35 protein-coding genes and 1 tRNA gene are annotated in these 24,126 nt (G+C 57.8%); 17 read left to right on the top strand and 19 right to left on the bottom strand.

The annotated features are described in order from the left end of the window. Positions 1-221 precede the first annotated feature (221 nt). From ACA047_RS08025 to ACA047_RS07990, 8 genes are all read right to left on the bottom strand, one after another. Positions 222-1,517 carry a tyrosine-type recombinase/integrase gene (locus tag ACA047_RS08025; RefSeq protein WP_497358209.1) on the bottom strand — a complete coding sequence of 432 codons (1,296 nt, stop codon included), beginning with the start codon at positions 1,515-1,517 and terminating at the stop codon, positions 222-224. Beyond that, positions 1,514-1,816: a nuclease domain-containing protein gene (locus ACA047_RS08020; RefSeq protein ID WP_126589535.1), complete on the bottom strand. Its 303-nt coding sequence runs from the start codon at positions 1,814-1,816 to the stop codon at positions 1,514-1,516. Before ACA047_RS08020 ends, ACA047_RS08025 begins: the two co-directional genes overlap by 4 nt. Continuing rightward, on the bottom strand, positions 1,813-2,037 hold the full coding sequence (locus ACA047_RS08015; protein WP_126589536.1) for a DUF3310 domain-containing protein: 225 nt from the start codon (positions 2,035-2,037) through the stop codon (positions 1,813-1,815). The genes ACA047_RS08020 and ACA047_RS08015 overlap by 4 nt, the downstream gene beginning before the upstream one ends. Next, positions 2,037-3,404 carry a replicative DNA helicase gene (gene dnaB, locus ACA047_RS08010; RefSeq protein WP_497358206.1) on the bottom strand — a complete coding sequence of 456 codons (1,368 nt, stop codon included), beginning with the start codon at positions 3,402-3,404 and terminating at the stop codon, positions 2,037-2,039. Before dnaB ends, ACA047_RS08015 begins: the two co-directional genes overlap by 1 nt. Next, positions 3,397-4,104 (bottom strand): helix-turn-helix domain-containing protein, encoded by a 708-nt coding sequence (locus tag ACA047_RS08005; protein WP_497358204.1) that lies wholly within the window; start codon positions 4,102-4,104, stop codon positions 3,397-3,399. Before ACA047_RS08005 ends, dnaB begins: the two co-directional genes overlap by 8 nt. After that, a complete protein-coding gene (locus ACA047_RS08000) occupies positions 4,101-4,325 on the bottom strand; it encodes a hypothetical protein (protein ID WP_497358202.1) in 225 nt (74 codons plus the stop codon). The genes ACA047_RS08005 and ACA047_RS08000 overlap by 4 nt, the downstream gene beginning before the upstream one ends. A gap of 63 nt (positions 4,326-4,388) precedes the next feature. Continuing rightward, positions 4,389-4,811, bottom strand: a complete 423-nt coding sequence (locus ACA047_RS07995) for a phage regulatory CII family protein (RefSeq protein ID WP_497358200.1) — start codon at positions 4,809-4,811, stop codon at positions 4,389-4,391. A gap of 66 nt (positions 4,812-4,877) precedes the next feature. Further along, positions 4,878-5,084: a hypothetical protein gene (locus ACA047_RS07990; RefSeq protein WP_497358198.1), complete on the bottom strand. Its 207-nt coding sequence runs from the start codon at positions 5,082-5,084 to the stop codon at positions 4,878-4,880. A gap of 89 nt (positions 5,085-5,173) precedes the next feature. Here ACA047_RS07990 and ACA047_RS07985 point away from each other — a divergent pair, with 89 nt between their 5' ends. Beyond that, positions 5,174-6,001 carry a S24 family peptidase gene (locus tag ACA047_RS07985; protein WP_497358196.1) on the top strand — a complete coding sequence of 276 codons (828 nt, stop codon included), beginning with the start codon at positions 5,174-5,176 and terminating at the stop codon, positions 5,999-6,001. A gap of 38 nt (positions 6,002-6,039) precedes the next feature. Here ACA047_RS07985 and ACA047_RS07980 read toward each other — a convergent pair whose 3' ends face one another. After that, on the bottom strand, positions 6,040-6,357 hold the full coding sequence (locus ACA047_RS07980) for a DUF1654 domain-containing protein (protein WP_497358194.1): 318 nt from the start codon (positions 6,355-6,357) through the stop codon (positions 6,040-6,042). A gap of 488 nt (positions 6,358-6,845) precedes the next feature. On the opposite strand from ACA047_RS07980, the gene ACA047_RS07975 reads away from it, so the two are divergent. From ACA047_RS07975 to ACA047_RS07950, 6 genes are all read left to right on the top strand, one after another. After that, the gene (locus ACA047_RS07975) at positions 6,846-7,280 is read left to right on the top strand and encodes a tellurite resistance TerB family protein (RefSeq protein ID WP_497358192.1); all 435 of its coding nucleotides are present in this window, start codon (positions 6,846-6,848) and stop codon (positions 7,278-7,280) included. Between the two features lie 2 nt (positions 7,281-7,282). Continuing rightward, the gene (locus ACA047_RS07970; protein WP_497358190.1) at positions 7,283-7,447 is read left to right on the top strand and encodes a DUF3927 family protein; all 165 of its coding nucleotides are present in this window, start codon (positions 7,283-7,285) and stop codon (positions 7,445-7,447) included. Positions 7,448-7,758: 311 nt separating this feature from the next. Next, complete coding sequence (locus tag ACA047_RS07965) at positions 7,759-8,031, top strand: hypothetical protein (protein ID WP_497358188.1); 273 nt, start codon at positions 7,759-7,761, stop codon at positions 8,029-8,031. Next, a complete protein-coding gene (locus tag ACA047_RS07960; protein ID WP_497358186.1) occupies positions 8,028-8,342 on the top strand; it encodes a hypothetical protein in 315 nt (104 codons plus the stop codon). The genes ACA047_RS07965 and ACA047_RS07960 overlap by 4 nt, the downstream gene beginning before the upstream one ends. 91 nt (positions 8,343-8,433) lie before the next feature. Further along, a complete protein-coding gene (locus ACA047_RS07955; protein ID WP_150748789.1) occupies positions 8,434-8,781 on the top strand; it encodes a YfdP family phage-associated protein in 348 nt (115 codons plus the stop codon). Positions 8,782-8,817: 36 nt separating this feature from the next. Next, positions 8,818-9,633 (top strand): YfdQ family protein, encoded by an 816-nt coding sequence (locus ACA047_RS07950; RefSeq protein ID WP_497358184.1) that lies wholly within the window; start codon positions 8,818-8,820, stop codon positions 9,631-9,633. A 53-nt stretch (positions 9,634-9,686) separates the two neighbouring features. Here the strand turns inward: ACA047_RS07950 and ACA047_RS07945 are convergent, their stop codons facing one another. After that, positions 9,687-10,472: a hypothetical protein gene (locus ACA047_RS07945; RefSeq protein ID WP_497358182.1), complete on the bottom strand. Its 786-nt coding sequence runs from the start codon at positions 10,470-10,472 to the stop codon at positions 9,687-9,689. Positions 10,473-10,546: 74 nt separating this feature from the next. Between ACA047_RS07945 and ACA047_RS07940 the strand changes: the two genes are divergently transcribed. Then, positions 10,547-12,616, top strand: a complete 2,070-nt coding sequence (locus ACA047_RS07940) for a DNA cytosine methyltransferase (protein ID WP_497358180.1) — start codon at positions 10,547-10,549, stop codon at positions 12,614-12,616. 16 nt (positions 12,617-12,632) lie between these two features. Here ACA047_RS07940 and ACA047_RS07935 read toward each other — a convergent pair whose 3' ends face one another. After that, positions 12,633-13,376 (bottom strand): hypothetical protein, encoded by a 744-nt coding sequence (locus ACA047_RS07935; protein WP_497358178.1) that lies wholly within the window; start codon positions 13,374-13,376, stop codon positions 12,633-12,635. A gap of 54 nt (positions 13,377-13,430) precedes the next feature. On the opposite strand from ACA047_RS07935, the gene ACA047_RS07930 reads away from it, so the two are divergent. Further along, positions 13,431-14,024: a hypothetical protein gene (locus tag ACA047_RS07930; RefSeq protein ID WP_497358176.1), complete on the top strand. Its 594-nt coding sequence runs from the start codon at positions 13,431-13,433 to the stop codon at positions 14,022-14,024. Between the two features lie 29 nt (positions 14,025-14,053). Here the strand turns inward: ACA047_RS07930 and ACA047_RS07925 are convergent, their stop codons facing one another. After that, positions 14,054-14,626: a hypothetical protein gene (locus ACA047_RS07925; RefSeq protein WP_497358174.1), complete on the bottom strand. Its 573-nt coding sequence runs from the start codon at positions 14,624-14,626 to the stop codon at positions 14,054-14,056. Between the two features lie 157 nt (positions 14,627-14,783). Between ACA047_RS07925 and ACA047_RS07920 the strand changes: the two genes are divergently transcribed. The 6 genes from ACA047_RS07920 to ACA047_RS07895 all read left to right on the top strand — a co-directional run bounded on the left by ACA047_RS07920 (position 14,784) and on the right by ACA047_RS07895 (position 16,839). Beyond that, complete coding sequence (locus ACA047_RS07920; RefSeq protein WP_497358172.1) at positions 14,784-15,158, top strand: HNH endonuclease; 375 nt, start codon at positions 14,784-14,786, stop codon at positions 15,156-15,158. Next, entirely contained in the window at positions 15,155-15,343 is a 189-nt protein-coding gene (locus ACA047_RS07915; protein WP_497358170.1) for a hypothetical protein, read from the top strand. The genes ACA047_RS07920 and ACA047_RS07915 overlap by 4 nt, the downstream gene beginning before the upstream one ends. Before the next feature lie 280 nt (positions 15,344-15,623). Next, positions 15,624-16,088 (top strand): hypothetical protein, encoded by a 465-nt coding sequence (locus ACA047_RS07910; RefSeq protein WP_497358168.1) that lies wholly within the window; start codon positions 15,624-15,626, stop codon positions 16,086-16,088. 36 nt (positions 16,089-16,124) lie between these two features. Further along, a complete protein-coding gene (locus ACA047_RS07905; protein ID WP_497358166.1) occupies positions 16,125-16,334 on the top strand; it encodes a hypothetical protein in 210 nt (69 codons plus the stop codon). Then, positions 16,331-16,591: a hypothetical protein gene (locus tag ACA047_RS07900; protein ID WP_497358164.1), complete on the top strand. Its 261-nt coding sequence runs from the start codon at positions 16,331-16,333 to the stop codon at positions 16,589-16,591. The genes ACA047_RS07905 and ACA047_RS07900 overlap by 4 nt, the downstream gene beginning before the upstream one ends. Next, positions 16,588-16,839 (top strand): hypothetical protein, encoded by a 252-nt coding sequence (locus ACA047_RS07895; RefSeq protein ID WP_497358162.1) that lies wholly within the window; start codon positions 16,588-16,590, stop codon positions 16,837-16,839. The genes ACA047_RS07900 and ACA047_RS07895 overlap by 4 nt, the downstream gene beginning before the upstream one ends. Positions 16,840-16,841: 2 nt before the next feature. Here ACA047_RS07895 and ACA047_RS07890 read toward each other — a convergent pair whose 3' ends face one another. The 6 genes from ACA047_RS07890 to dapA all read right to left on the bottom strand — a co-directional run bounded on the left by ACA047_RS07890 (position 16,842) and on the right by dapA (position 21,616). Continuing rightward, on the bottom strand, positions 16,842-17,819 hold the full coding sequence (locus tag ACA047_RS07890; protein WP_497358160.1) for a tyrosine-type recombinase/integrase: 978 nt from the start codon (positions 17,817-17,819) through the stop codon (positions 16,842-16,844). A 110-nt stretch (positions 17,820-17,929) separates the two neighbouring features. Then, a tRNA-Ser gene (locus ACA047_RS07885) sits at positions 17,930-18,019 on the bottom strand. An 83-nt stretch (positions 18,020-18,102) separates the two neighbouring features. Then, complete coding sequence (gene purC / locus ACA047_RS07880) at positions 18,103-18,813, bottom strand: phosphoribosylaminoimidazolesuccinocarboxamide synthase (RefSeq protein ID WP_497358158.1); 711 nt, start codon at positions 18,811-18,813, stop codon at positions 18,103-18,105. A gap of 28 nt (positions 18,814-18,841) precedes the next feature. Beyond that, positions 18,842-19,600, bottom strand: a complete 759-nt coding sequence (locus tag ACA047_RS07875; RefSeq protein ID WP_497358156.1) for an MBL fold metallo-hydrolase — start codon at positions 19,598-19,600, stop codon at positions 18,842-18,844. A 4-nt stretch (positions 19,601-19,604) separates the two neighbouring features. Then, positions 19,605-20,720 carry an NlpB/DapX family lipoprotein gene (gene bamC / locus ACA047_RS07870; protein WP_497358154.1) on the bottom strand — a complete coding sequence of 372 codons (1,116 nt, stop codon included), beginning with the start codon at positions 20,718-20,720 and terminating at the stop codon, positions 19,605-19,607. 17 nt (positions 20,721-20,737) lie between these two features. Beyond that, a complete protein-coding gene (gene dapA / locus ACA047_RS07865; RefSeq protein WP_497358152.1) occupies positions 20,738-21,616 on the bottom strand; it encodes a 4-hydroxy-tetrahydrodipicolinate synthase in 879 nt (292 codons plus the stop codon). A 315-nt stretch (positions 21,617-21,931) separates the two neighbouring features. Here dapA and ACA047_RS07860 point away from each other — a divergent pair, with 315 nt between their 5' ends. Beyond that, on the top strand, positions 21,932-22,492 hold the full coding sequence (locus ACA047_RS07860) for a glycine cleavage system transcriptional repressor (RefSeq protein ID WP_497358150.1): 561 nt from the start codon (positions 21,932-21,934) through the stop codon (positions 22,490-22,492). Between the two features lie 10 nt (positions 22,493-22,502). Continuing rightward, positions 22,503-22,979, top strand: a complete 477-nt coding sequence (locus ACA047_RS07855; RefSeq protein WP_497358148.1) for a peroxiredoxin — start codon at positions 22,503-22,505, stop codon at positions 22,977-22,979. A 69-nt stretch (positions 22,980-23,048) separates the two neighbouring features. Here ACA047_RS07855 and ACA047_RS07850 read toward each other — a convergent pair whose 3' ends face one another. After that, complete coding sequence (locus ACA047_RS07850) at positions 23,049-24,119, bottom strand: AI-2E family transporter (RefSeq protein ID WP_497358146.1); 1,071 nt, start codon at positions 24,117-24,119, stop codon at positions 23,049-23,051. Positions 24,120-24,126: the final 7 nt, after the last annotated feature.

Here is a 24,126-nt window from a genome sequence, read left to right as displayed (position 1 = left end):
ATGGCGTGATCGGCGGAACATTATCCCGAGCTGAATCACAAGTTCCTCCAGGGGAAGCGGCTCCAGCGTCTCAGCGTGAACGAACCCGGACGAGTGACAACCAAAGCACTCCAGCTGATGGAATACGCCACGAACCAGGCCGGCGCCGTGGCAGGACGGGCACTCGGTCAACGGTATGAGGCAGCGCCCAAAGGCGGGGCCATGCTGCTTTTTGATCATTTTTAAACCTCGCCCTTAACAAATTGTGGTTCTGGCTCGCAGGCCCCGCCGTTCAAGGCGTCTACGAGGTTTTGCGAATCTTCATATCTAACGCCTGTCTGCGAGTGAATCGCCTTGAAGCCGCGCGCATCTAACCAGTTGTGCCACTTCACCAAGGCCAGGCGGCGCTGCTCTTTGGCCTGGGTGTTGATGTAGGTTGAGGCGATCTTGCCCAACGAGTGGTTCAGCAACATCTCGCCGATGTGGCCGTCGACACCGAGGTCAGTCCAGGCGGTACGGGCGACCTTGCGTAGGTCGTGACTGGTCCAGGCGCCCTGCCCCAACCGAGTGAAGACGGCGCTCGCCTGGTTGTCGCTCAGCGGCTTGCCACGGCCTGACGGGAACAGGAAGGCACCTGCATATCCTTGGGCGGTCTGGCGGTCACGGTAGCGGCGCAGCAGTGCGACGACTTGGTCGGTCAGCGGCACCCGCAGCTCGGTCTTGGTCTTGGTGTGTTCGGCCGGCAGGAACCACTCGCGCTCCGGCAGCGTGATATCCGCCCAGCGCGACTGGCGGGTCTCACCGATGCGGGTGCCGTGGCAGAGCATCATCAAGGCCAGCATCGCGTCCGCTGGCGCACGCTCGAAACGCTCGGCCAGCAGCGTCACCAACTCGGGCACCTGCACATCGCGCAGTCGGGCGGGCTTTGGCTGGATTCGCGCCGATGTGAAGTTGCTGAACTTCAGTTCGGCCATGGGGTTGATGGGTATCAGATCGAGCTTGCGCGCCTGACGAAAGGCCATGGCGAGCAGCCGGTACAACTGCTGGACATACGACAGCGACAGCTCAGCCTGGGCCGGCCACATCAGCAGCTTGTCCAGGCTCTGCGCACTCACATCCCGAAGCAGCAGATCGTCCAGGCGCGGTTTGAGTTGGCAGCCGATCGCGGACTTGATGGCCGCGCGGCGCTTGTCGGACAGTGCCCGCGACCTGGCCATGCGGTCACCGAACCAATCGAGCAGCTCGCCGACAGTCAGCCAGCCCGACACGCTGGCCGCGCAGTCCGCCGACACGCGCAGGCGCACCGCCGGCAACGCCGCGATCACCTGCTTGGTGTTCAGGTCAGGAAAGGCGCCAATACGGTGCCACTGGCGCTTGTTGAGTAAGTACCAGGAGCCGCGCGCACGATTCTTGGCGAAACGAAAGTGCAGCGCCGGGTGACTGGCATCGCGCAGATCACGTACATGCTCAAGTTTGGCGTTTCGCGCAATCTCAGCATCCGACAGTTTCACCGTCAGGGTTTTGATTTGAGTGTTCACGCTGCCACCCCCTGGACCTTGAGCAAACCCTTGCCAATCCAGTGCAGCTGGGTCTCGGCCAGAGCGCGCAGCAGGTCAGCGACCTCAAACTCACCACGCTTGCGGCCGTCGATGATCGAATGGCAGTTGTCACAGGCAAAGCAGGCGATCACATCAGGGCCCTTCATGCCCATGCCCTTCTGTCCACACGGGATGTGCGCCAGAACAACCGTACCGTCATCATGTCCGCAACCACCCAGACGCAGGGTGCAGGACTGGCCGCGAGCAGAATCGCGCAACTTCTTGGATTCAACCCTCATTCGTGCTCCTTGGCGGTTTTCAGCTCCAACTCGATCAGCAGCTCCAGGAAGTGCCGCGCCTTTTCCAGATCGGCCAGGCCACCCTTGTCACGCCATCGAGTCACGTACTTGATGACGCTGCCCTCAGCAAAAGGAATGCTGTTTGCGTGGATGTATTCGATGGGCTGGATCTTCAAGGACTTGTAGTGATTGCCCGATACTTGCTTCTCAAGTGCGCTCATCAGGATTTATCCTTGCTGTAACGGCTAGCCATGCTGGTGACCTTCTGGGTTTTCTGCGGCTCAACCCAGCCAGCAGCGAGTTGTTCGAAACGGCTGTATTGACCGAGGAAGGCAGCGCGAACGGTGCCGCCCGCAATGTCTCGGCCCTTGCCAATGATGATTTCGGCAATGCCCTTCGCTTCCGAGTGCTCGTGATAAACCTCGTCTCGATACACGAAAAGGATGATGTCCGCGTCCTGCTCAATGGCGCCGGATTCGCGCAGGTCAGAACACAGCGGGCGCTTGTTAGGGCGCTCTTCGCATTTACGGGAAAGCTGACTGAGCAGGATCACCGGGATGCCCAGTTCACGAGCCATGAGCTTCGCGGTTCGGGTCATGTGACTCACTTCCTGCTCTCGACTGAACGTGCGTGAGTCGGAGTCGACCAACTGCAGATAGTCGATAACCATCAGATCCAGGCCGTATCGGCGCTTGTGACGACGCGCAGCAGCGCGCATCCGGTTCATCGACATCGATGCGCGGTCCGAAAGGTACAAGTTGGAATGTTTGAGTTTCGCGGCAGCGCTCATCAACTCGGCGCCGTATTCGTGCGGGGCTTTACCGTTCTTGATCAACTGGAGCGGTACTCGCCCTTCGGATGCCATGAAGCGATCCATCAGGCCGGTGTTATCCATTTCAAGACTGAACGCCATCACGCTCTTGCCCTCGCGAATAGCGGCATTGGACGCGATGTTCATGGCCAAAGTAGTTTTCCCCATGGCTGGACGGCCCGCGATGATGATCAACTGGCCGGGCTTCAACCCTTGGAGCTTCTCGTCCAAGTCGGCGATGCCGGTGGACAAGCCGTCGATACCCTCCCCCCGATCAGCCCTGGCCTGTAGCACCTCGATGTAATCGTCGAGGATGTCCTCGGCCTTGATCACCTCGGAAGTGGCCGACTGACTGTCGACGGCCTGGGCTTCGGCCTGCACAGCTGCAACCTTGTCCGCGGTGGGCTGGTCGCCGTAAGCGATATCGTTGATCCGAACACTCAATTCAATCAGCGATCTATCCAGGCTTCGCTCGCGGACGGTGCCTGCGTAGGAGGCAGCATTCGCAACGCTGGGGGTGTTGCGCGCGATCTCGGCGGCGTAAGCGAAGGCGGGGGAGCCGCAAGGCAGGTCACCGATTCGAGCGCCGATAGTCACGATATCGACCGGCTGGCCAGCACCGTGCAAGTCCAAAATGCCGCGATAGATTGCGGCGTTGTCCTCGTAGTAAAAATCCTCGACCGCCAGGTCGGCACTGAGCAAGTCGATCAATTCCGGGCGCAGGAACATCGCCCCCAACACACCGTGCTCGGCCTCAAGGCTGTATGGATCACGCATTGAAATTGCCCTCGATGACCTTCACGAAGTTGGTAGGCGCGATGAGCCAATCGAACGTCGCGCGGAACGGTTTTCCGTTTCGCCCTTCTGCCTGGCCCATCAGGAAGGCGCTCGCCGCGACCAACTTGAAGAAGTCAGACCAGAAATCGAGATCCTGGTGAACCACACTCTCGTTCCACCGGGCATTGATCTTGACTACACGGTCCTTGGTGATCATCACGACCTGAGGAAGTCCAGGAAGAGTTTCGTTGAACAGGTCGACGATGGCCTGAGTCGGGCATTTCGGCTTCGAGGCTTTCGACGAATCCTGAGCAGCACGAGAAGGTGATGGTTCACTTGATGGTTCTATTACGGTTCTGGGTGCGGCTGCTGCGGGGGGGGGGTGCTTCTCCTGCGGGGGTGGTGGTGCATCAGATGCGGGGCGCACCTCCTGCGGGGGTGCGTATGATGCGGGGGTCAGGGTGTACATAGTCGAGCGCCCCATGCGTTCGCGAAACGACAGAATCCCCGATGTCCCCAGCCACTTGATTGCCGACTGAACAGTGCGCTCACCCAAGCAAGTGCGCTCAGCGATACGAGCAATAGAAGGCCAGCAAACACCCTCGTCGTTTGCGTTGTCAGCCAGCGATATCAGAACAGCCTTCTGCGGGCCGCTCATGCCTTGCAACGGCCAGCACAGGCTCATGATGATGGTGCTCATGCGGAAACTTCCTGGGCAGGGGCCAGGGACGCCTTCAAGTGATTGAGGCATTCCCGGCGGTATTTGGTTTTTGACGCGAGCGAGTACTGACCGCCAATCATGAGGGCGGCATTCATCGCAGCAGATTGATTGGAGACTGCGTGTCGCGACACCTTTTCGGACTCGCTGTAAAGTGTCGCGATATCGCCTGAACTATTGACTGCTGGGGTGTTTTTGATCATTATCGACCTCGCTAAAAAGTTGTACTGAACCGCCCTGCCAGGCGGTTTTTTTATGCCTGCGATTCAGGCGACTTTTATTGATACCTTCAGCTGCGCCAGCGCCTCTTCGGCGTGAGCGATCTCTTTCAAGATCCGGGCGCGCTCTACCTGGTTAACGCGACCATCAACCATCGCGGCATGGGTCTCGACGGTTACTTCGGCAAACTCCAAAGTTGCGCGACCCAGCGCCTCATGAACGCCGAGGGCTGCTGGCTGGTCCTTTTTAAAGACCGAGTAACCGAACTCGCCAGCCAGTGCGGCCAGCGGGCGCATGTCTTGCGTGTGCAGGAGCAGTGCATACAGGTGCTTCACGTTGAACCAGGCGCCGTCGTAGTTCGCATTAGCGCGCTGAAGCAGGCTCACGGGCGGCATATTCATCAGCGTGGCCAGCTGCTTGGTATCGGCTTCATCAACCACGGTGTCGCAGGCCTTCAGAAAATCGTGCATCCGTAAAACCTCAATCTTGTTTATGTGGCTGCGCGCCATCACGCATTGCAAAATGCCTCCCAAGGTTTAAGCGGATTGCTTCATCACCTGGGCCGGGTCGTCGTCGCGTTTGGCGACCAATGCGCCGCCGGACTCCTTTTCAAGCACGCACTGCATTGGGTACGAGAATCCGCCCGCCGCACGGCATTGGGATACGCGACTACCGCTGACGCGGAGTGCGTCACCGATAGCGCGGCCAGTGCGGAAATGTTTCAGGGCTTCGTCGTAGGTCATGGGCATGTCTCCATTGTCTTCGGCGAGTTTAGAGTTCTTAACAATACAAGGCAAGTTATCTAAACAGCGAAATGTTTAGAATCCTAAATATGGACTTTAAAGACCGCGTTACCTCGCGCATGAAGGCGCTCAACCTCAGCGCTACCGACATCAGCAGATTGACTGGCGTATCAAAGGCGACGGTCAGCTTCTGGGTGAGCGGGACGAATGGGGCAAAGGGGAAGAATCTTCTGGCGCTGGCCAAGGCGTTAGAGTGCTCGCCGGATTGGTTATCCGACGGCGTTGGGACGGCTGATCTGGTCTCTACCGATGACACGAAGGCGGGCATGTCCACGGTGGAGCTTATGGCCAAAATGCTCGCGTCCAAGGCTGGCAAGAATCTGTCGGAAAAGGCTCGGGAAACGATGCTCGCTGCTGCGGAAGAAGCTGATAACCCGGTCGAGCAAGGCGGAAGCTATGTTCCAGGGCACCTCGCGAGTCTTCGTCCAACCAACGAAGAAATCGTAATCCCTCAGTACGACATTAGGGCGGCCATGGGTCACGGCCAGGTCCCGCCCGACTACACAGAGGTCGTTCGAAATTTGGTGGTGCGTGAGGAAATCCTGCGGGAAAAAGGGATTACTTACACCTCCGCTACCTCGCTTGGCATGATCAACGGTTGGGGCCAAAGCATGGAAGGCACCATCAACGACAAAGACCTGGTCATCGTCGATAAGGGTGTGCGGGATTTTGTCGGTGAGGGGATATACGTTCTAACTTGGCATGGCGAGCTATATCTCAAGCGGGTCATGCGCCTGGACGAAGAGTGCTACAGGTTGATCTCCGACAATAAACACTACGAAAATCAGACCGCTAGAATTGACGACGTGACGATCCACGCGAAGGTGTTGTTGATCTGGAACGCCCGAAAAGCATAATGAAAAGCCCGCCACCCTAGCGGGCTTTTTTGTACACATCAAAAAGGCGTCGCTTCTTCCACCGCGTTGAACTCCTCATGATCCTGGGCTCGAGGATCTTCGTCAGCCGCAGCCTCCCAACTCAAAGTCACCGAATCATCCTCGTCGTTGAACGTCATCTCAATCCCATCAACATCGGCAAGCACACCCATAACTTCATCCCACTCACGATCACCATCGCTATCGAGCCTGTGGATGGTCGCCCACTTCCGATCTTGTGCTATGGGATGGTTGATCATATTGGAAACCCTGAGCGTCAGACGCTCGACTCCGGACACTGGCTTTTGCTGTTGAGGTTTCTTCTGCGGGCTCACCATCAGCTTCTCCTTGATTGCTGTATATCCATACAGGTTTGTGCGCAGAATATCGGAACATTTCTACTTGCGTAAGTCTTGACGCTAACCCCGTTAAGGCGTATTCGGCCATCTCAACAGTTAAGATATCTAAAATAACTGTTGACGCTTTCTGTTTAGTTTTCTAAATTAAACCCATCGCCAACGACAACACGGCGACGGGCCAACCGGCTCAGCGGCGAAAGTCGCGCAGCTCTTTAACAGTCAGCGCAACACAGAAACACCAACAGACCGCATTGCCTCTACCGGCGACCGGCGATCAGACGGGTCAGATAGCCCGCCCACGACAGGAGAACCCTGTACGGCTGATAGATGGTGAAACGCCAGAACTGAGTGAATGACCCGGCAAGCAATGCGCCCCGCCCCTTCCGGCGGTAATAGGAGGGAAAGCATCACTTCTGCACCTTGGTAACAGGGTGCAGCGGGATGTCACCCAACCCAGAGGAATAACCATGTTAGGCAAATTGTTCGGCAAGAAATCCGGCCAGGCCCGTGCGGCAGTCGCCAAGCTGGCAAACCGCGACCTGATGGAAGCGGTGGTGTACGGCTCAATCTACGTGGCTGCCGCTGATGGCGACCTTGAAGACAGCGAGCTGCAAAAGGTTGAAACCATCCTCAGCAACAACCCGGCGCTCCAGGGCTTCGGTGCTGAGCTGTCCAACACCATCGACCGCGCCAAGACCGACTTCAAGTCAGGGGCTCGCATCCTGCGACAGAACGCCGAGAAAGAGCTGGGCGACCTGGCCCACTCCCCGGCCGAAGCGCTGACCGTACTCAACGTGATGCTCACCGTGGCTGAGGCCGATGGCGAGATCGAACCGGCCGAGCTGACCGCCCTCGAGCGCAGCGCCAAGCTGCTGGGGCTGAATCTGAAAGACCACCTGTAACCATGCTGGGCAGGCTCAGCAACAAGGCCCGCTCCCTGGCAGCCTACGGGCTCGCCGGCGGGGTTGTCTTCGTCGACTCGGCAAGCCGCATCTTCTCAATGGTTGGCGACCTGGTACTGGTCGCTCTGCTGCTGGTGGTGCTGATGGCCGGCAAACAGAAACCGTAAGCATCACTTCTGCCCATTCACTGAGTGGGCAGCGGGATGCGGACGAATTCCCGGCTTATACCGGCCACCTGCATTTTCAGAGCACGCGGAACGGAGGATTTGCAGCCATGTAACAGATATCGAAGTCCTTCCAACGAAGGCACTCAGCGCTCACATACGGAGGCGTTTGTGAAGCCAACCGAAAGCCCGGTCTAGATCGGGCTTTTTTACGCCTGCCTTTATCCGTCAGCACTCTCCACTTCGCCCAACGGCAACCGGCAGGCGGACAGAGTGCTGACGAATGAAAGCAACCCAACACCGAGGGACCAGCCATGCATCCATCATTTCAAGAGCGCATTGATGAACTCGGTGCACTACTCCGCAAAACCCACGCGGCCCGACTCGAGTTCTTCAACCGCATTGATCGCGTGATTCCGCCGAAGAAGGTGCGCTTTCAAGTCGCCGGTAAAAGCTGCGGGCTATTCCAGGTTATCGACCTGATCACCGGCAAGACCCGCGCCTTCCGCCAAGACTTCAAAGCAGCACATGACCTGGCCCTTCAATTCGAAGAGAAGGCCAATCGCCTGCCAAGAGGTGATCAGTGATCGGCGAGCCAATGCCCAACCCGCGGGACGCAATCATCCATGACCTGAACCAGAAGCTGGAACAGTTCTTAGGCAGCGGGAAGACCATCCAGCAGATCGGCCAGGGCGTCAGCGCCGAGGGCCCTTACATTGGCACCACCGGACACCACAACAAGCTCCGAGCTCAGCGAGACAAGATCGCGCCCCAGGTACGGGAGCTTGCCGAGGCTGGAAAGACAGTCAGCCAGATAGCCGTCGCCATGAATATGCACATCAAGCGCGTTCAACTGATTGGTCGGGAGAACGGCTTCAAGTTCGGCGAGTCGTCATGAGGCGAATCAACAACCAGGTACGCAAACGCCTTCGTCAATCGCAATTCAACCTTCCGCCAAGCGGCCTTAAAGCCATCCCGGAGAAACCGCCATGCCAATCGCAACAGATACCGCCGAGTTCCTTGAAGAACTGAACGGCGGTGCATTCGCCAGCCAAATCGGTCACGCCCTTTCCGAAGTCGCCGCCGGCGTCGTGGATCACGGCAAGGTCGGCAAGCTGGTGATTACCCTGGACTTCAGCCAGATCGGCGAATCCAGCCAGGTGAAGATCAAACACAAGCTCGACTACAAGGTGCCAACCAAACGCGGCACCCGCAGCGAGAACACCAGCCTCGACACACCGATGCACGTCGGCAGCGGCGGCAAGATTTCGCTGTTTGCTGAGAAGCACGACCAAATGTTCACCCGGGACGAGGCGCCTATCCCGCGCCGCACCTGATCCCCGCTGTACCCCTTCCCCATAGAGACCTGACGAATGTCCCTGACCAAAGAAGCAATTCAACTGATCACCGATACTGCGCTGGTTGCCACAGCCAAAGCGCTCGATACCGACATGCCTACTGTGGTGATTCCTGAAGGCGCAAAGGTGGTCAATCTGGAAGCCTACGGCGCGTTCCGCAGCCGCTTCCGGGGCACCTTCTCCACCAACTCTCTGCTGGACTTCGGCAAGTACGTCACCGACCGGGCGGTTGGGGATGCCCGAGGTTTCATCAATCAAGACGAGATGACCTGTTCCGTGCTGTTCAACCTCGGTACCGAAGAGGCACCGGGTCACGCTGATGATCGGGCGGTGCTCAAGCTGAAGGCAACGGCTGGTTACCAGGCAGTGCAGGCAATCAGCGGTCGCGCCATGTCGCAGAAGGACATGAGCGACTGGATTGAGGACTGGAACAGCACGCTGTCGGCCGTCGGCGAAGACAACCAGAACATCAGCCTGGTGAAAGCCATCGCTGCGGTGCGCACCATCACAGTGAAAGCATCTTCGGAAAGTGATCACACCGTCAGCGAAACCCGCGCCAGCCGCAGCGCAATGGACGCCATCGAGGCGACCAGTAAAGAAACGCTGCCGACGTCGCTGATCTTCTCGGTCGTACCGTTCGAAGGGCTGCAGTTGCGCGAGATCATTCTGCGCATCTCGGTCATCACCAGCGGTGCACAGCCGGCACTGAAACTGCGCTGGGTTGGTGAAGAGGTCCAGCGCGAAGAGATCGCGCAGGAGTTCAAGACCGTGCTGCAAGACAAGATTGGTGATGCTGCTTCGTTGTCTCTGGGCGCTTTCGATCCGAAATGATTCATTCGGCCGGGCAACCGGCCATTCTCACAACAATGCATATAAATAAAAAATTACAATGGAGCAAGACGCGCTAGAACCGCGCTCTGCAATAACGCACTTCTATGACGGGAAAAATAATCAGGAGTAGCTCCTTTAAAAAACTCCCCCAGTATTAAGTTCGTAAGAAAAATTTTCTCCTGCCGCGAAAAGATCATGACATAAAACAAAAGAAGCTTTTCATCGGCAGTCAACTGAGAAAACACGGCTCTGATGGCGAATCTTACATTATCTTCACCCTTCGCAGACTCAAGCGCATAGCTTATAAGGAATAATATAGACTCCATATAACTAGCGACCGCCGACCAGTATTTCTCCTTCCAGCCATTGAACTCAGGTGATAGCTTACCGTACATCAGACTACTTTCTCCGCTTGGAACCTTCATAAAATATTCCTCTTGTAACCGATTAAGCGCATAAGCTACTGCACGGTGCCCCTCGAACTCGACTGGCGGATTGGATGGACTCACTAATTTTATTGAAGATACAGCACTATGACTTAGAGCTAGCATTTGGAAGAATCTAGATTCAAATAGTTGCTCTAAATGCCGCTCAGACGCCACTTTACTTTCTGCATGGTGTGCCCTCAACGTAAACAGCAGCCCTAGAAGCGCAAAAAAAGATAAAATTGGATTCAACACCCCACCAAAGTAATCCCCAAACTGCCCCCACTTTTCCTGATCAACTACAACGCTTGCCGAAAACACTGATATATATCGAACAACCACACAAACAATTATCAAAAAAGCAACAGACGTCATTACAAACAACGTTCTATCAAAATCCTTGAGCTTCGCCATTATTTATATCCCTTATACGATAGCAATAACTTACCTGACTTACATCTAAAACGCCAACCGGCGAGGCCCCCCCTATGTCCGCACAACAGAAGAAACACCCCTTCGATTTCAAAACCCAATACGGACTCGGCTTCAACCCTCAGGACGATGAGATCGTTGTCGACTTCTTCTGTGGCGGGGGTGGTGCTGGTACCGGCCTGGAAATTGGCCTTGGCCGCGCGGTGAACGTGGCGAAGAACCACAGCCCTCAGGCGATCAGCATGCACACCGTGAATCACCCAGGCGCCAAGCACTTCACCACGGACGTGTTTGAGGGTGACCCAGACACCGAGTGCGGCGGCAAGGCCGTTGGCTGGTTCCACATGTCACCGGACTGCACGCATCACAGCCAGGCCGCCGGCGGCCAACCGCGCAAGCGCGAGATCCGGAACCTGTCTTGGATCGGCCTGAAGTGGGGCGGCAAGAAGAAGCCACGCGTCATCAGCTTGGAGAACGTGAAGCAGATCCTCCAATGGGGGCCCCTGATAGCCAAGCGCTGCAAGGTTACTGGCCGCGTCGTGAAACTGGGCGGCGGCATCGCTGAACCAGGCGAGGTGGTTCCGGTTCACCAGCAGTTTCTGGTGCCAGATCCGAAGCGCCGCGGGCAGACATGGGCTGTGTTCGTGGCTGAACTGAAGCGCCTGGGCTACGCCGTCGAGTGGCGCATCATCAAGGCTTGCGATTTCGGCGCACCGACCAGCCGCGAGCGCCTGTTTATGATCGCCCGGTGCGACGGGCAACCAATCGTGTGGCCGGAGCCAACCCATGCAAAGAATCCGGTCAAGGGTCAGCAAAAGTGGAAGACCGCCGCTGACTGCATCGACTTCAGCGACCTCGGCAAGAGCATCTTCGGCCGCAAGAAGGACCTGGCCCCGGCCACGCTGCGCCGTGTTGCCAAGGGCATGAAGAAATTCGTCATCGATAACCCGTCGCCGTTCATAGTCCCGATCGCGAATTGGTCTGGCGAGCTGGCGCAATCGTCAGCGGAGCCCTTACGCACTATCACCAGCTGGCCCCGCGGCGGTTCGTTCGCCATGGCCAGCCCCGTTATTGCCCCGGCCACCCACCAGGGTAGCGACCGGGTTAACGATCCGCTGGAGCCTTTGCCAACCGTGACGTGCGCGAACCGTGGTGAGCTGACACTTATCAGCCCGGTTATGGTCACTGCCGCCCACGGCGAAGGCAAGCCAGGCGGTGTGAAGCGCTGGGGCGGCGGAAGCAAAGCAGCCACAGACCCGCTGAATACAGTTACGGCCAGCGGCGGGCACTCTATTGCAGCCGCGCACCTGGTTAAGTTCAGGTTCGACGATGCGGGTAAAGCCCTGGACGAACCGGTTCCGACCATCACAAGTGGCGGCAACTACCAGCGCCCGGCCGGTGCCGCTCACGCCATGGGCATCTCAACGGTGTTCATGGCTCAGATGAATGGCGGATTCAACACCACCGACGCCAAGAGCATTGAAGACCCGATGACCACGGTAACAAACACCGGCAGCCAGCAGCAATTGGTGGCGGCAAACCTGGTACATCTGCGTGGCAACTGCGATGCCCGGGCAGTGGACGAGCCGCTGCGCACCATCAGCGCTGGTGGCGAACACCATGGCCTGGTCAGTGCATTCATGGAACGGGCCTTCGGCGCCAGCGTCGGCCAGGGCCTGGAAGAGCCCGCGCCAACAATCACAGCCGGTGGCGGCGGGAAAAGCTCGCTGGTTTCGCTGAAGCTGTCGCCAGAGCATGAAGCAGGAGCCCTGCGAGTGGCCGCGTTCCTGGTCAGCTACTACGGCACTGAGAACATCAGCGCTTGCGATGCGCCCGCGCCAACCATCACCACCAAGGATCGTTTGGCGATGGTCACCGTGATGGTCAAGGGCACACCGTACGTGATTGTCGACATCTGCCTTCGAATGCTGAAACCGGCCGAGCTGTACAAGGCCCAAGGCTTCCCCGCCGACTACGTCATCAGCCACGGAGCCGACGGCAAGCCGTTCACCAAGACCCAGCAGGTGCACATGTGCGGGAACAGTGTCAGCCCGCCGCCGATGGCAGCACTGGCCCGAGCCAACGATCCTTGGCCCTCTGTAGAGCAGCAGGCTGCCGCAGCCTGAGCTGTTGTGCTAACGACTATTCCAAAGTAATACCAACTTGGTAACCTTGGATACTCACTGCCGTCAGTTCGTTCCAAGACTTGCCGTCGGTAGAATAGGAAAGAGTCTGCTCATTACCTTTTAGGTAGTAACCCTCAAACTCCATGTCAATTCTTTCGATTGCTAGTGCGTGAGGAGGCATAACTCTAATCTGTAGGGCAATATCGCCTGGGCCTCGACAGATCGTAATGCGAGGTCCCTTCACTTCTATATCCCAATTTTCATCGCCTGCTGACCATTCGTTGTCTACGATTTTCAACGTGGTTGAACCTGTAACATCGGACAGATAGCCGGACAGCAAAACTGGAGTGCCTGGCTCTTCGGGGGGTCTAAAAGATAAAAGGTCAACTCCGCAAATTTGAATCAGCGTTTCGCAGTCAATGAAGCTGACCCCGGCAAATTTCACCTCTATTGGTTCTGGACCAAAGTCGAAGAGTTCCGAAGCAAATCCCTGCTGTTTACATTTTGGATTTTCATTTGCCCTAGCGACAGTTGCGGCAGAAAGAGTTCCTCGCGCTCGCTTCTGGTTGCACTGCATGCACAGAAGGGTCATTCCTTTAGGATTGTGCTCTTTGGCATCTTTGAAATCTGGATCGAAGTGCTCGTAATCGTAGTAAGCCAAACCACATAAAACGCATCCAAATCCGCAACGGCTACGAACTTCACGTCGCACATCCTGCGGCACGTATCGGCCAAGCCCGTACTGGTTTCGCTCAGCCATATGTAGCTCCATCTATTCCTTAGGAATCTGAAATATAGACCGGGAGGACGCCCCATGCCCACAGAAAACACACCGGCCGAGCCGAAACCGAGCTTGGCAACCGGCCATCCGCTCACACCTGATACCTGGGCCGACTTCGCCCAGCGCCTGCGTCATGACTGCGTCGGCGCCGGCGTGCACGAGCACTGCACCGCCGACGCAATCTTCATCGTCCAGGCCAAGCGCATCATCTACGGCATCGACACCGACTACAGCGACAACCGCGTCCTGATCGATCGCTGCAACGAGGGTGAATGGTTCTCGCCGAAAGAGTTCTGGGAGGACCAGGATCGCGATGAACGCACGGCCTTGAACAAGGCGATGCAGGATTGGGCGGGCTGCCAGTTCATGAAGGCCGACGAGGCGGAACAGTGGTACGTGCTGGGCGAGCTGGAGGGGCACAGCGTCGCCGGCTGGCAAGAGACCTGGGAGTACGTCAGCGCGCACTTCACCAAGGACGCCGCCGAAGCATTTATCAGGCGCAAGAAGCACGACTACCGCAAAGGCATGCGCGTTTACGTCGAGTCGCAGTACTACGCCTGGGAGTTCAATGCCATCAAGGAAGCGATCCTTGCGGGAACGCTCACCTATACGCAGAGTCGGCAGTGAATGCCCATGATCTGGTAAAAAACTTCTAATTAATCATTCATACCGGCAATTTTTTTTAGTTTACGGAAACCTATTGTATGAGTTAATCGGCCCATCACTTGAATACTTTGAACAACACGACTTATAGGTTCGCCAGGATTAAAAAAATATGGATCAGACTCTACTACCTGAATGATAGCTGCTCTTTGCTCTTGATAATTCTGATCGTTCACGCTCAGCCTGCATAATAGCTCTTGAGCGACGACCGCCTTAGCGTTGACAGTAGCCATAAAACACGACCTCATATCAACCCTCGCATCGCTTATTTCTGAACAAGCAAGGAAAAATTTGTTGAACGCGACTAGATCATCGGAAGATAGAGCAGATACAAAAAAATGCTTGTTTGCATCCCAATTTTTTGCTCCCTGGATATTCCCCATATACCTATCGAAAGTGTTTCGTTGTAGGACATCACCAATAACTCGCTCCGCATGGCGAATGTCCATAATCAATATTATCGCTGCACCTCGTCGCTCAGCTCGCCGCTGTAGGCCATATACGACTAATGCCACTAACCCAACCACGAGGGTTACTAATCCATTAACCCACAAACTAAAATCCATATCCCCTCCCGTCCGACGTCGCAAATGCTAACCATTACCGAAAAATTACAGGGTGGCAGGCTATCACCCTTAGGGTAATCGGAAACTTTAAAAAACTCTCGTACAAAATATTACTCCCTCCCCCTTTAAGTCAGCCGCTATAGCGGCAAGGAATTCTATGCGCCTGAAGAAAGCTGAGCGCGAACAAGTGCGGGCCAAATATGGCGGGCACTGCGCTTATTGCGGCGTTCTGCTGGGTGACCGGTGGCATGCCGACCACCTGGAGGCCGTGCACCGTAACTGGGGCAAGGAGGCGAAGCTTGTGCCGGCGCTGAATCCGGAAAACCACAACCTCGCCAACATGATGCCAGCCTGCATCCCCTGCAACCTGAGCAAGCATGCGATGCCTCTGGAGGCCTGGCGTGACTGGATTGCGGGCCATGTGAGCAGCCTCAATAACTATCACCCTATTTACCGCCTAGCCAAGTCCTACGGACTGATCGCCGAAACTGGTGCGCCGGTGGTGTTCTACTTCGAAAAGGTGACCATATGAGCAAAGTCCGCATGATCATCGCCATCGACTTCCGCGGTGAAGGCCAGGAGCGCGAACCACTACACCTGGATATGACGATTAACAAGGACAACCCGTCCGACGATCACATCGCCCAGGCCATCTACGACGAAGTGACAGATCACCTTCACCAGAACCCGTGGGAAGCAGAGGAGGCACAGCCATGATCCTCCCCCTGCTCTACATGGCTTGGCTGATCTATAGGGGGCCGAGGCCATGAGTGACGAACTGAGACCTTGCCCACAATGCGAAAGCGACAACTTGGAGCTAGACAGCAGCTCAAACGCCGGCCTCAGCTGGGTTATCTGTCGCGACTGTGACTTCACCCTTCAGAAAAAGGTGCCCGAGGAAAACATCTGGCGGCACTGGAACAAGATCAAGAAAGCACCCAAACCCTAACCCCAATCCACCTACAGCCTGCCGGTAAACGGCGGGTGAGGAATTCCTATGCCCGATCAAAAGTACCAGCTGCGCGAGGTGGCGATTGATGCCATCTCCGACATCGCCCAACACCTGCCGCTCGACTGTGAAATGTTTCTCATCGCTTGCCGCCCGGGCAAGGCCGACTTTGACCTGGTGCTGCCATCGCCCGAGGCAAACCTGAACAACGCGCTCGACGCCCTGCGCCGCCAGGGACTCAGCATCGACGGCGACAACGCCTACAAGCGCGACCTGTGCGACTTGGTTTTCGGGGCCCTGGCGCTCGGCGCGCAGAACACCAACCCGCCGCCGGCCGGGCACTGGGGTCAGCGGTTTTGGGACATCGGCCGAGAGGAACGCGCAATGCAGGAAGAACTGCTCGGAAGCCTCACCGGTCTTGTTGGCCTGGCAAAACTCGGCGCGGCGCGGCTCGACAAGTACCACGCAGCCCTTGCTCACGCCGAGGCGGTAATCGCCAAAGTCACTCGATAACCACCTTCTGCCGCCACGCGCGGCATGGAGCGCACCATGCTGTATGACATCCACGAAAGGCGCCCAGACGGCGGTGTTGGCCGGCTGCTGGACGTCATTGACCGCGTACCCGAACACCGAAAAACCGGTCTCTTCGTCGAGTACGACGGCGAGATGCACCCGGTGCTGACCGGAATTCGCAATTTCATCATCGTCACGACCGAGCGCTGGGCCCGGGTGTCGGCTGCATCCTGGAGGAAGGTATGACCACTTGCGGAGATCCTCGCGTCGACCTCGGCGCAAACATGTTTTCGGAGCTGGCCGAGCTGTTCGTAATGACCATGGAAAATCATGGATACACCACAGGGGAAGATAGGACCGTTGTCTACGCCGGTTTCCTTTCCGTGGTCGTGGGCCAGATGTGCCACACGGTAGGGGTTGAGAACACTCACACGGTTATCGATGCGGTGAAGAACGGTGCTACTGGAGCACTGCGCTCAAGACTGAAAGTGGTGAAGGTATGAGCGAAGAAAGCGAAGTGGTTTTTGTCGATGGGCTGGGGAAGATGCTCGGGCGAACCGAGGCATCGGTAAGGGAGGGAATCCGCCGCGGCGTCGATTGGCTGCCGAAGGGCTTCAAGATGGGCACCAGGCATTGCTGGCTCAAGGCGGATGTACGGGAGTTTCTGCGCGCCTGCCGGGATGGCGAGAACAAGGCGCCGAAGGTTGGTCGGAAGCGCCAGGCACCGCCGACGCTCCGAGGGGTGGCGTGATGCTACCCCAGCTTCTCGGCCAGGTCATTTGGGCAAAGGTGCGTGTAACGCTTGAGCATCGCCAGGGTCTTGTGACCGGTGATGCTCGCAACTTCCATCAGCGACAGGCCGCGTTCGAACAGACGGCTTGTGGCCTCATGCCGCATATCGTGAAGGCGCAGGTCTTTGATGCCGGCCTTCTCGCAAACGATCGGGAAATAATTGCTGACGCTGTCGGCCTTCAAATGGAAGAACCTGCCGCCATCAATCGGTGTCGGCAACCCCTCCAAGAGTTCCACCGCCCGCGATGACAGCGGGACGGCCCGGCGCTCGCCGTTTTTCGTGTCATCGAGGAACGCAACTCTCCCCCTGACTTGATCTTTCCTGAGCATCACCAGCTCAGACCGACGCATCGCCGTCTCGACTGCCAGCTCAATGATTACGCGCAGCTCAGCATTCATTTCGCCAGCATGCTTGTAGATAGCCTGCAGCTCTTTGGCCGTCGGTCGGCGCTCCCGCTGCTTGCTGCCCTTGGGCATGCGTATGGCCTGGCACGGGTTCTTCAGCCCCTCAATTCCCCAATCTTTCGAAGCGACTGTGTATAAGTGGCTGATCAGGGCGAGGTCGAGCCGGACGGTGGCCGTGGACTTTCCCTTCTTCAGCTCGGCATCGCGATAAGCTGCCATGTCACTTGAGCGGATAGATGCGAGCGACTTCTTGCTGTATTCGGAGTTCTTCCACTTCTCAGCCCTGACCTTTTCTTGCTTCTCGCCCTTCTTGGCCTTGCTGACCTCGTTCAGGTATCGGGTCAACGCATCGCTGAGCGTGGTGCTCTCCGCCTCCCTGGTATCAACAAATCGCGAGCGTGACATATCACCTTCGATCTCGGCCGCCCATCGCTGGGCTTCTGCCTTGGTATCAAAGGTAGATGAAAGTGTCGGGTATCCCTTGCGACGGATCTGGGCTCGCCAGGCGTCGCCGCGCTTTTCGTAGTAGGCCATGCGTCGATAATAGCGTGGGCCTGGGGGAATGACATCCGCACCCATTCCCCCAAAATTCCCCCAAATACAAAAAAGCCCCGAGGCTGTTAAGCGCTCAGGGCCTTTAAATATGGCGGAGAGATAGGGATTTGAACCCTAGGTACTGTCGCCAGTACAACGGATTTCGAATCCGTCCCGTTCGGCCACTCCGGCATCTCTCCAGTGGCGCGCATCATACCAGCACATTCGCCGGAAGCGAACCCCCGTGCGAATTTTTTTCCGTGCTATCAGATGCTTGCGTCGATTACAGCGGTACACCCAGACGCTGGGCGACTTCTTCGTAGGCTTCGATCACGTCACCGAGGCCCTGGCGGAAGCGGTCCTTGTCCATTTTCTTGCCGGTGGCTTTATCCCACAGGCGGCACCCGTCCGGGCTGAATTCGTCGCCCAGGACGATTTCGCCATGGAACACGCCGAATTCAAGCTTGAAGTCCACCAGCAGCAGGCCGGCGTCGTCGAACAGCTTGGTCAGCACTTCGTTGACCTTGAGCGACAGTTCCTTCATGCGAACCAGTTGCTCGGCCTTGCCCCAACCGAATGCCACGACGTGGGATTCGTTGATGAACGGGTCGCCCTTGGCGTCGTCCTTCAGGAACAGCTCGAAAGTGTAAGGGTTGAGCTTCATACCCTCTTCCACGCCCAGGCGCTTGACCAGGCTACCGGCAGCGTAGTTACGCACGACGCATTCAACCGGGATCATGTCCAGCTTCTTGACCAGGCATTCGTTGTCGCCCAGCAGCTTGTCGAACTGGGTCGGCACGCCGGCGGCTTCGAGTTTCTGCATGATGAAGGCGTTGAACTTGTTGTTCACCATGCCCTTGCGGTCCAGCTGTTCGATGCGCTTGCCGTCGAACGCCGAAGTGTCGTTGCGAAACAGCAGGATCAAGCGGTCAGCGTCGTCGGTCTTGTAAACCGATTTGGCTTTGCCGCGGTAGAGTTCTTCACGTTTTTCCATGATGGGCTCCGCTTGCTAAGTAGATGGGCTAGGCGATATGTCGCCAGTCGAGCCCTGAATCTTGATCGGCCAATTGCAGCCAGTCCGGGTCGCACCCGAGGGTGTCGACAAAACATTGCCGGGCCAGCTGCGGCAGGTTGTTCTTGCTGCTCAGATGGGCCAGGACCAGGTGTTGCAGGCCTTGCCAGCCCAACTCGGCCACCAGGAATGCCGCCTGGTGGTTGTTCAAATGTCCGTGCTCCCCGCCTACCCGCTGCTTGAGAAAGTACGGGTAGTACCCGCGCGCCAGCATGTCGCGGCAGTGGTTGGACTCGATCATCAACGCATCAAGGTCCCGGTAGCTGTCCATCACCCTGTCGCAATACGAACCCAGGTCGGTCAGCAACCCGAAACGCCGTTCACCGTCGCTGAATACATACTGCGTCGGTTCCCGGGCATCGTGCGCCACGCTGACCACGCTGACATCCAGGGCGCCAATGCGCAGTTGCTCGCCACCCGCCACGAAACCGGCGGGCTCGATGGGCTTGCGCAGGGCCCCCAGCGTTCCCCGGCTGAGGTAGACCGGCAGATTGTAGCGCCGAGACAGCAAACCCACGCCATGCACGTGATCGGCATGTTCGTGGGTCACGAGTATCGCGCTCAGTTGCGCTGGGTGTACACCCAGGCGCAACAGGCGTTTCTCGGTTTCCCGCAGGGAGAAACCACAATCAACCAGCACGTACGTGTCGGCGCTGGCTATCAGCGTGCCGTTCCCTTGGCTACCGCTGCCGAGAACGGCAAAACGCATCGGATCAGCCCAGGTTATCCTGAATCACGCCCAACACCTTGCGCGCCACATCGGCCGGCGCCACGGTATTGATGTTTTTCTCAACGGTCACCTGAACGTTTTCACCCACCTTGCTCAGGCGAACCTGATAACGCTCGGCGCGGGCTTCAATTTCTTCCTTGTTCGGCTTGCTGCCAAACAGGTTACTGAAGAAGCCGGGCTTCTCGTCCTTCCTCTCGGCTTTTTCGGCGAGGTTGATGTAGTACAGGCCCAGGCTGCGGTTGATGTCTTCAACCCGCCATTCGCCCTGCTCCAGCGCACGGCCAACGCTCGACCATGCGCGATCCAGGTCGGAGCCAACGTTGAGCACCGGGTTGCCGCTGCCGTCTTCGATCAGGCTGACGCGGCTCGGCGCGTCGAACTCCTTGGAAGCCAGCATCGAGACCGAGCCGCCCTGCTCTGCGGTACGGCTCATGCTGGCGAGCATGTCGTCCACCAGCGCAGCGTCGAGACCGGTATTGACCGAACGGTTGGTGAATGCCACGTCAGCGGTGCTGCCGGCAGGACGCTGGGCACTGACCACGTAGATTTCACTGGTGTTGCGCTGCACGCCTGGCTCGATCCGTACCCGCACGCGGCTTTCGCTGTCAGTGGCGACACCGGCGGCGCTCAGGCGCTTGGCCATGGTGGCGGACAGTTCATCAGCATGTTGCCAGGATGTAGTGAATTCGCCCGTCTGCGGGCGCTGTTCGTCCAAGCGAAAACCGTTGTCCTGGAAGAACTGGAGCGCCACGGGCCAGACTTCGGCCGGTGGATGCTGGGCCATGACCCAGCTGGAATCGCCACTCTTCTGCAGGGTGTAGTCGCTGGCATCGGCCATGGCCGACAGCGGTTGCGGACGTGGGACGACGTATTCGCCCTTGACGCTGTCGTCGGCTACGTTGCGCGGGATCGGCAGCAGCGGATCCAGACGCTTGGCGACGCTGACGTCGGGCGGCAGTTGCATGGGTACAGTCTGTTGCGCTTGCAGGTAATCGCTACCACGATCGCGGAAATAACCTTCCGGACCCCAAATCCATCCGCAGCCACTGGTGCTGGAGATAATCAAGGCAAGTGCGGAAAGTCCGGCCATTCGCTTCATGCGTTGTGCTTCCTCAATTAAACCAGGATGCCCGACTGGCTCAGGGCCTGCCGAAGCGGTTCGTGACAGGCTTCGCTGAGCCAGGTGAGCGGCAAACGGATGCCTTTATGCATCAGGCCCATTTCGACCAAAGCCCACTTCACCGGAATCGGATTGGCTTCGATGAACAGATCCTTATGCAACGGCATCAGTCTTTCGTTTATTGCTCGTGCGGTCTCGGCGTCGCCCTTGAGCGCGGCCTCGCACAAGTCGGCCATTTCGCGCGGAGCGACGTTGGCGGTGACGGAAATATTGCCCTTGCCACCCATCAGGATCAGCTCGACCGCCGTTGGATCATCGCCGGAGAGCACGAGGAAGTCCTCGCTCACACCATCGAGGATGGCTTTGGCACGCTTCAGGTCGCCAGTGGCTTCCTTGATGCCGATGATGTTCGGGACGGTGGACAGGCGAATCACGGTCTCGGCCTGCATGTCGCAGGAGGTGCGGCCGGGAACGTTATAGAGGATCTGCGGGATATCGACCGCTTCGGCGATGTACTTGAAGTGCTGGTACAAGCCTTCCTGGGTCGGCTTGTTGTAGTACGGAACGACCAGCAGGCAAGCGTCGGCGCCGGCTTCCTTGGCGTTGCGGGTCAGCTCGACGGCTTCGCGGGTCGAGTTGGCGCCGGTACCGGCGATGACCGGAATGCGACCGGCGACCTGCTTGACCACGGCACGGATAACTTCGATGTGCTCGTTGACGTCGAGGGTTGCCGACTCGCCGGTGGTACCGACGGCGACAATGGCATGGGTGCCGTTCTCAAGGTGGAAGTCCACGAGTTTGCTGAGGCTGGCCCAGTCAAGACGCCCTTGTGCATCCATGGGTGTGACCAGTGCCACCATACTGCCCGCAATCATGAAACCGCTCCTGCCGGAAAAAGAGAGCGGTAATGGTACTGGCGCCAAGATGCTTGCACAAGCGAACTACCATTCCCCTTGGCGATGGTTTTCGCTACCCTTCAGACTTTGATCGGTACTGATAAGCTCATACACCGGTTTCCAGCCTCCGTTTTCGTCGCCACAAGCCCCGATCCTGCGTTTGTCCTGGTGCATTCCCGCCCTTAACGGAATGCTGCGCAAACCCAGGCACAGGGCTTGAGCCGTTCGTTACCCGGGCCTGATGCCGTGTCGAGCCGCAGAAGTACCGACCGCTCATCGCTTTAGGAATGCTGCATGTCCACCCCCACAGTCCGCGAACAATTCCTTGTTATCAGTGCCCTTGGCGCCAACCCCATGGAGCTGACTAACGTCCTGTGCCGCGCCAGCCATGAAAATCGCTGCGCCGTCGTGACCTCCCGCCTGACCCGTCATGGCGAATGCAGTGCGCTCGTGCTCGAGATCTCCGGCAGCTGGGACGCCCTGGCCCGCCTGGAAGGCAGCCTGCCAATGCTGGCCAAGAAGCACTCGTTCACCGTCAATGTAGTGCGCAGCGCTGCCCTGGAGAACCGTCCCCAGGCCCTGCCCTACGTGGCCTACGTGAGTTCGGCCTACCGCCCGGACATCATCAACGAGCTGTGCCAGTTTTTCATGGACCACCACGTCGAGCTGGAAAACCTGACCTGCGACACCTATCAGGCCCCACAGACCGGCGGTACCATGCTCAACGCCACGTTCACCGTGACACTGCCGGCGGGCACCCAGATCAGCTGGCTGCGCGATCAGTTCCTGGATTTCGCCGACGCGATGAACCTGGATGCACTGATCGAACCGTGGCGCCCACAAAACCCAATGTAAGGAAGCGTTCATGGCCGTTGCCGTCGACCAGCCGGTTACCGATTTCCAGGCGCCCGCCACCAGTGGGCAGACCGTCAGCCTCGCTGCCCTGAAAGGCAAACAGGTGGTGATTTACTTCTACCCCAAGGACAGCACCCCGGGCTGCACCACCGAAGGCCAGGGTTTTCGTGACCAGTACGCGCAGTTCAAGGCCGCCAACACCGAAGTGTTCGGCGTCTCCCGGGACAGCCTAAAATCCCACGAGAACTTCAAGTGCAAGCAGGAATTTCCCTTCGAGCTGATCAGCGACAAGGACGAAGCCGTCTGCCAGTTGTTCGATGTGATCAAGCTGAAAAAACTGTATGGCAAGGAATACCTGGGCGTTGATCGCAGCACGTTCCTGATCGACAAGGACGGCGTGCTGCGCCAGGAATGGCGTGGCGTGAAAGTGCCAGGCCATGTGGATGCGGTACTGGCGGCGGCTCAGGCACTGAACAAGAAGGCCTGATTCAGAAAATCGCAGCTCTTACAGACGTGCACTCTGTAGGAGCTGCCGAAAGCTGCGATCTTTAATTGCCTACAGCAACGGCGCCACGGCCGACTCCTTGCTTGGCCACGCATCCAGCACTGCCTTGAACAGCGTCGCCAGGGGAATCGCAAAGAACACCCCCCAGAAGCCCCACAACCCGCCAAACAGCAACACTGCGCAGATAATCGCCACCGGATGCAGGTTCACCGCCTCGGAGAACAGCAGCGGCACCAGCACGTTGCCGTCCAGCGTCTGGATGATCCCGTAGACCGCCATCAAATAAATGAACTGGTCGCTCCAGCCCCACTGGAACAACGCAATCAACGCCACCGGCACGGTCACCACCACAGTGCCGACATAAGGCACCACCACCGAAATGCCCACCAGCAGTGCCAGCAGCGCGGCGTAATTGAGCCCCAGAGCCACGAAGCCGATATAGGTCACGCCGCCGCAGATGAAAATCTCGATGACTTTGCCGCGAATATAATTGGCGATCTGACGATTCATCTCCTGGGCCACCCGGGTGATCAGCGCTCGTTCTCGGGGCAGGTAGCCACGGACCCAGCGCCCGATCATTTCCCGATCCTTGAGAAAGAAAAACACCAGGATCGGCACCAGCACCAGGTAGATCATGATGTTCACCAGAAGCGGCAAACTGGACAGCGAAAACGTCAGCGCCCACTGGCCGAACTTGCCGATCTGGCCGCGCACCACTTCGATGGCCTGCAGCACCTGCTCATCAGACACCAAGTGCGGGTAGCGTTCGGGCAGCAACAACAATAGCGACTGCCATTTGGCGAGCATCCCGGGCAACTCGTTGAACAACGTCACCAACTGGTGCCAGAGCAACGGCACGATCACCACGATGAACACCACCAACACCCCCATGAACAGGGCGAACACCAGTCCCACCGCCACGGCGCCGGGTAGCCGCAGACGCTCCAGCGTCGAGACCAACCCTTGCATCAGATACGCCAGCACCATCCCCGCCAGCACCGGCGCCAGCATGCCACCCAGGGTGAGCACGGCGGTAAAGGCCAGAAACAGCAGCACTGCCAGCACCACCGCCTCTTCGTCGGAGAAGTAGCGCTGAATCCAGTCGCGTAACACTTTGAACATTAAAAAT

It is taken from the genome of Pseudomonas sp. LBUM1664, assembly GCF_059695895.1.
This window is presented reverse-complemented; position numbering and strand designations above follow the sequence as displayed.

What these genes read in the sequence shown, in the direction of transcription:
- ACA047_RS07915 (WP_497358170.1), top strand. Translation starts at nt 15,155, where the DNA reads ATGAGCAAAGTCCGCATGATCATCGCCATCGACTTCCGCGGTGAAGGC.
- ACA047_RS08020 (WP_126589535.1), bottom strand. Translation starts at nt 1,816, where the DNA reads ATGAGGGTTGAATCCAAGAAGTTGCGCGATTCTGCTCGCGGCCAGTCC.
- ACA047_RS08000 (WP_497358202.1), bottom strand. Translation starts at nt 4,325, where the DNA reads ATGATCAAAAACACCCCAGCAGTCAATAGTTCAGGCGATATCGCGACA.
- ACA047_RS08005 (WP_497358204.1), bottom strand. Translation starts at nt 4,104, where the DNA reads ATGAGCACCATCATCATGAGCCTGTGCTGGCCGTTGCAAGGCATGAGC.
- ACA047_RS07860 (WP_497358150.1), top strand. Translation starts at nt 21,932, where the DNA reads ATGTCCACCCCCACAGTCCGCGAACAATTCCTTGTTATCAGTGCCCTT.
- bamC (WP_497358154.1), bottom strand. Translation starts at nt 20,720, where the DNA reads ATGAAGCGAATGGCCGGACTTTCCGCACTTGCCTTGATTATCTCCAGC.
- ACA047_RS07920 (WP_497358172.1), top strand. Translation starts at nt 14,784, where the DNA reads ATGCGCCTGAAGAAAGCTGAGCGCGAACAAGTGCGGGCCAAATATGGC.
- ACA047_RS07940 (WP_497358180.1), top strand. Translation starts at nt 10,547, where the DNA reads ATGTCCGCACAACAGAAGAAACACCCCTTCGATTTCAAAACCCAATAC.
- ACA047_RS07950 (WP_497358184.1), top strand. Translation starts at nt 8,818, where the DNA reads ATGTCCCTGACCAAAGAAGCAATTCAACTGATCACCGATACTGCGCTG.
- ACA047_RS08015 (WP_126589536.1), bottom strand. Translation starts at nt 2,037, where the DNA reads ATGAGCGCACTTGAGAAGCAAGTATCGGGCAATCACTACAAGTCCTTG.
- ACA047_RS07975 (WP_497358192.1), top strand. Translation starts at nt 6,846, where the DNA reads ATGTTAGGCAAATTGTTCGGCAAGAAATCCGGCCAGGCCCGTGCGGCA.
- ACA047_RS07905 (WP_497358166.1), top strand. Translation starts at nt 16,125, where the DNA reads ATGCTGTATGACATCCACGAAAGGCGCCCAGACGGCGGTGTTGGCCGG.
- ACA047_RS07855 (WP_497358148.1), top strand. Translation starts at nt 22,503, where the DNA reads ATGGCCGTTGCCGTCGACCAGCCGGTTACCGATTTCCAGGCGCCCGCC.
- dnaB (WP_497358206.1), bottom strand. Translation starts at nt 3,404, where the DNA reads ATGCGTGATCCATACAGCCTTGAGGCCGAGCACGGTGTGTTGGGGGCG.
- ACA047_RS07895 (WP_497358162.1), top strand. Translation starts at nt 16,588, where the DNA reads ATGAGCGAAGAAAGCGAAGTGGTTTTTGTCGATGGGCTGGGGAAGATG.
- ACA047_RS07955 (WP_150748789.1), top strand. Translation starts at nt 8,434, where the DNA reads ATGCCAATCGCAACAGATACCGCCGAGTTCCTTGAAGAACTGAACGGC.
- ACA047_RS07945 (WP_497358182.1), bottom strand. Translation starts at nt 10,472, where the DNA reads ATGGCGAAGCTCAAGGATTTTGATAGAACGTTGTTTGTAATGACGTCT.
- ACA047_RS07995 (WP_497358200.1), bottom strand. Translation starts at nt 4,811, where the DNA reads ATGCACGATTTTCTGAAGGCCTGCGACACCGTGGTTGATGAAGCCGAT.
- ACA047_RS07985 (WP_497358196.1), top strand. Translation starts at nt 5,174, where the DNA reads ATGGACTTTAAAGACCGCGTTACCTCGCGCATGAAGGCGCTCAACCTC.
- ACA047_RS07965 (WP_497358188.1), top strand. Translation starts at nt 7,759, where the DNA reads ATGCATCCATCATTTCAAGAGCGCATTGATGAACTCGGTGCACTACTC.
- purC (WP_497358158.1), bottom strand. Translation starts at nt 18,813, where the DNA reads ATGGAAAAACGTGAAGAACTCTACCGCGGCAAAGCCAAATCGGTTTAC.
- ACA047_RS07990 (WP_497358198.1), bottom strand. Translation starts at nt 5,084, where the DNA reads ATGACCTACGACGAAGCCCTGAAACATTTCCGCACTGGCCGCGCTATC.
- ACA047_RS07875 (WP_497358156.1), bottom strand. Translation starts at nt 19,600, where the DNA reads ATGCGTTTTGCCGTTCTCGGCAGCGGTAGCCAAGGGAACGGCACGCTG.
- ACA047_RS07890 (WP_497358160.1), bottom strand. Translation starts at nt 17,819, where the DNA reads ATGGCCTACTACGAAAAGCGCGGCGACGCCTGGCGAGCCCAGATCCGT.
- ACA047_RS07930 (WP_497358176.1), top strand. Translation starts at nt 13,431, where the DNA reads ATGCCCACAGAAAACACACCGGCCGAGCCGAAACCGAGCTTGGCAACC.
- ACA047_RS07900 (WP_497358164.1), top strand. Translation starts at nt 16,331, where the DNA reads ATGACCACTTGCGGAGATCCTCGCGTCGACCTCGGCGCAAACATGTTT.
- ACA047_RS07910 (WP_497358168.1), top strand. Translation starts at nt 15,624, where the DNA reads ATGCCCGATCAAAAGTACCAGCTGCGCGAGGTGGCGATTGATGCCATC.
- ACA047_RS07935 (WP_497358178.1), bottom strand. Translation starts at nt 13,376, where the DNA reads ATGGCTGAGCGAAACCAGTACGGGCTTGGCCGATACGTGCCGCAGGAT.
- ACA047_RS07850 (WP_497358146.1), bottom strand. Translation starts at nt 24,119, where the DNA reads ATGTTCAAAGTGTTACGCGACTGGATTCAGCGCTACTTCTCCGACGAA.
- ACA047_RS07980 (WP_497358194.1), bottom strand. Translation starts at nt 6,357, where the DNA reads ATGGTGAGCCCGCAGAAGAAACCTCAACAGCAAAAGCCAGTGTCCGGA.
- ACA047_RS07970 (WP_497358190.1), top strand. Translation starts at nt 7,283, where the DNA reads ATGCTGGGCAGGCTCAGCAACAAGGCCCGCTCCCTGGCAGCCTACGGG.
- dapA (WP_497358152.1), bottom strand. Translation starts at nt 21,616, where the DNA reads ATGATTGCGGGCAGTATGGTGGCACTGGTCACACCCATGGATGCACAA.
- ACA047_RS07925 (WP_497358174.1), bottom strand. Translation starts at nt 14,626, where the DNA reads ATGGATTTTAGTTTGTGGGTTAATGGATTAGTAACCCTCGTGGTTGGG.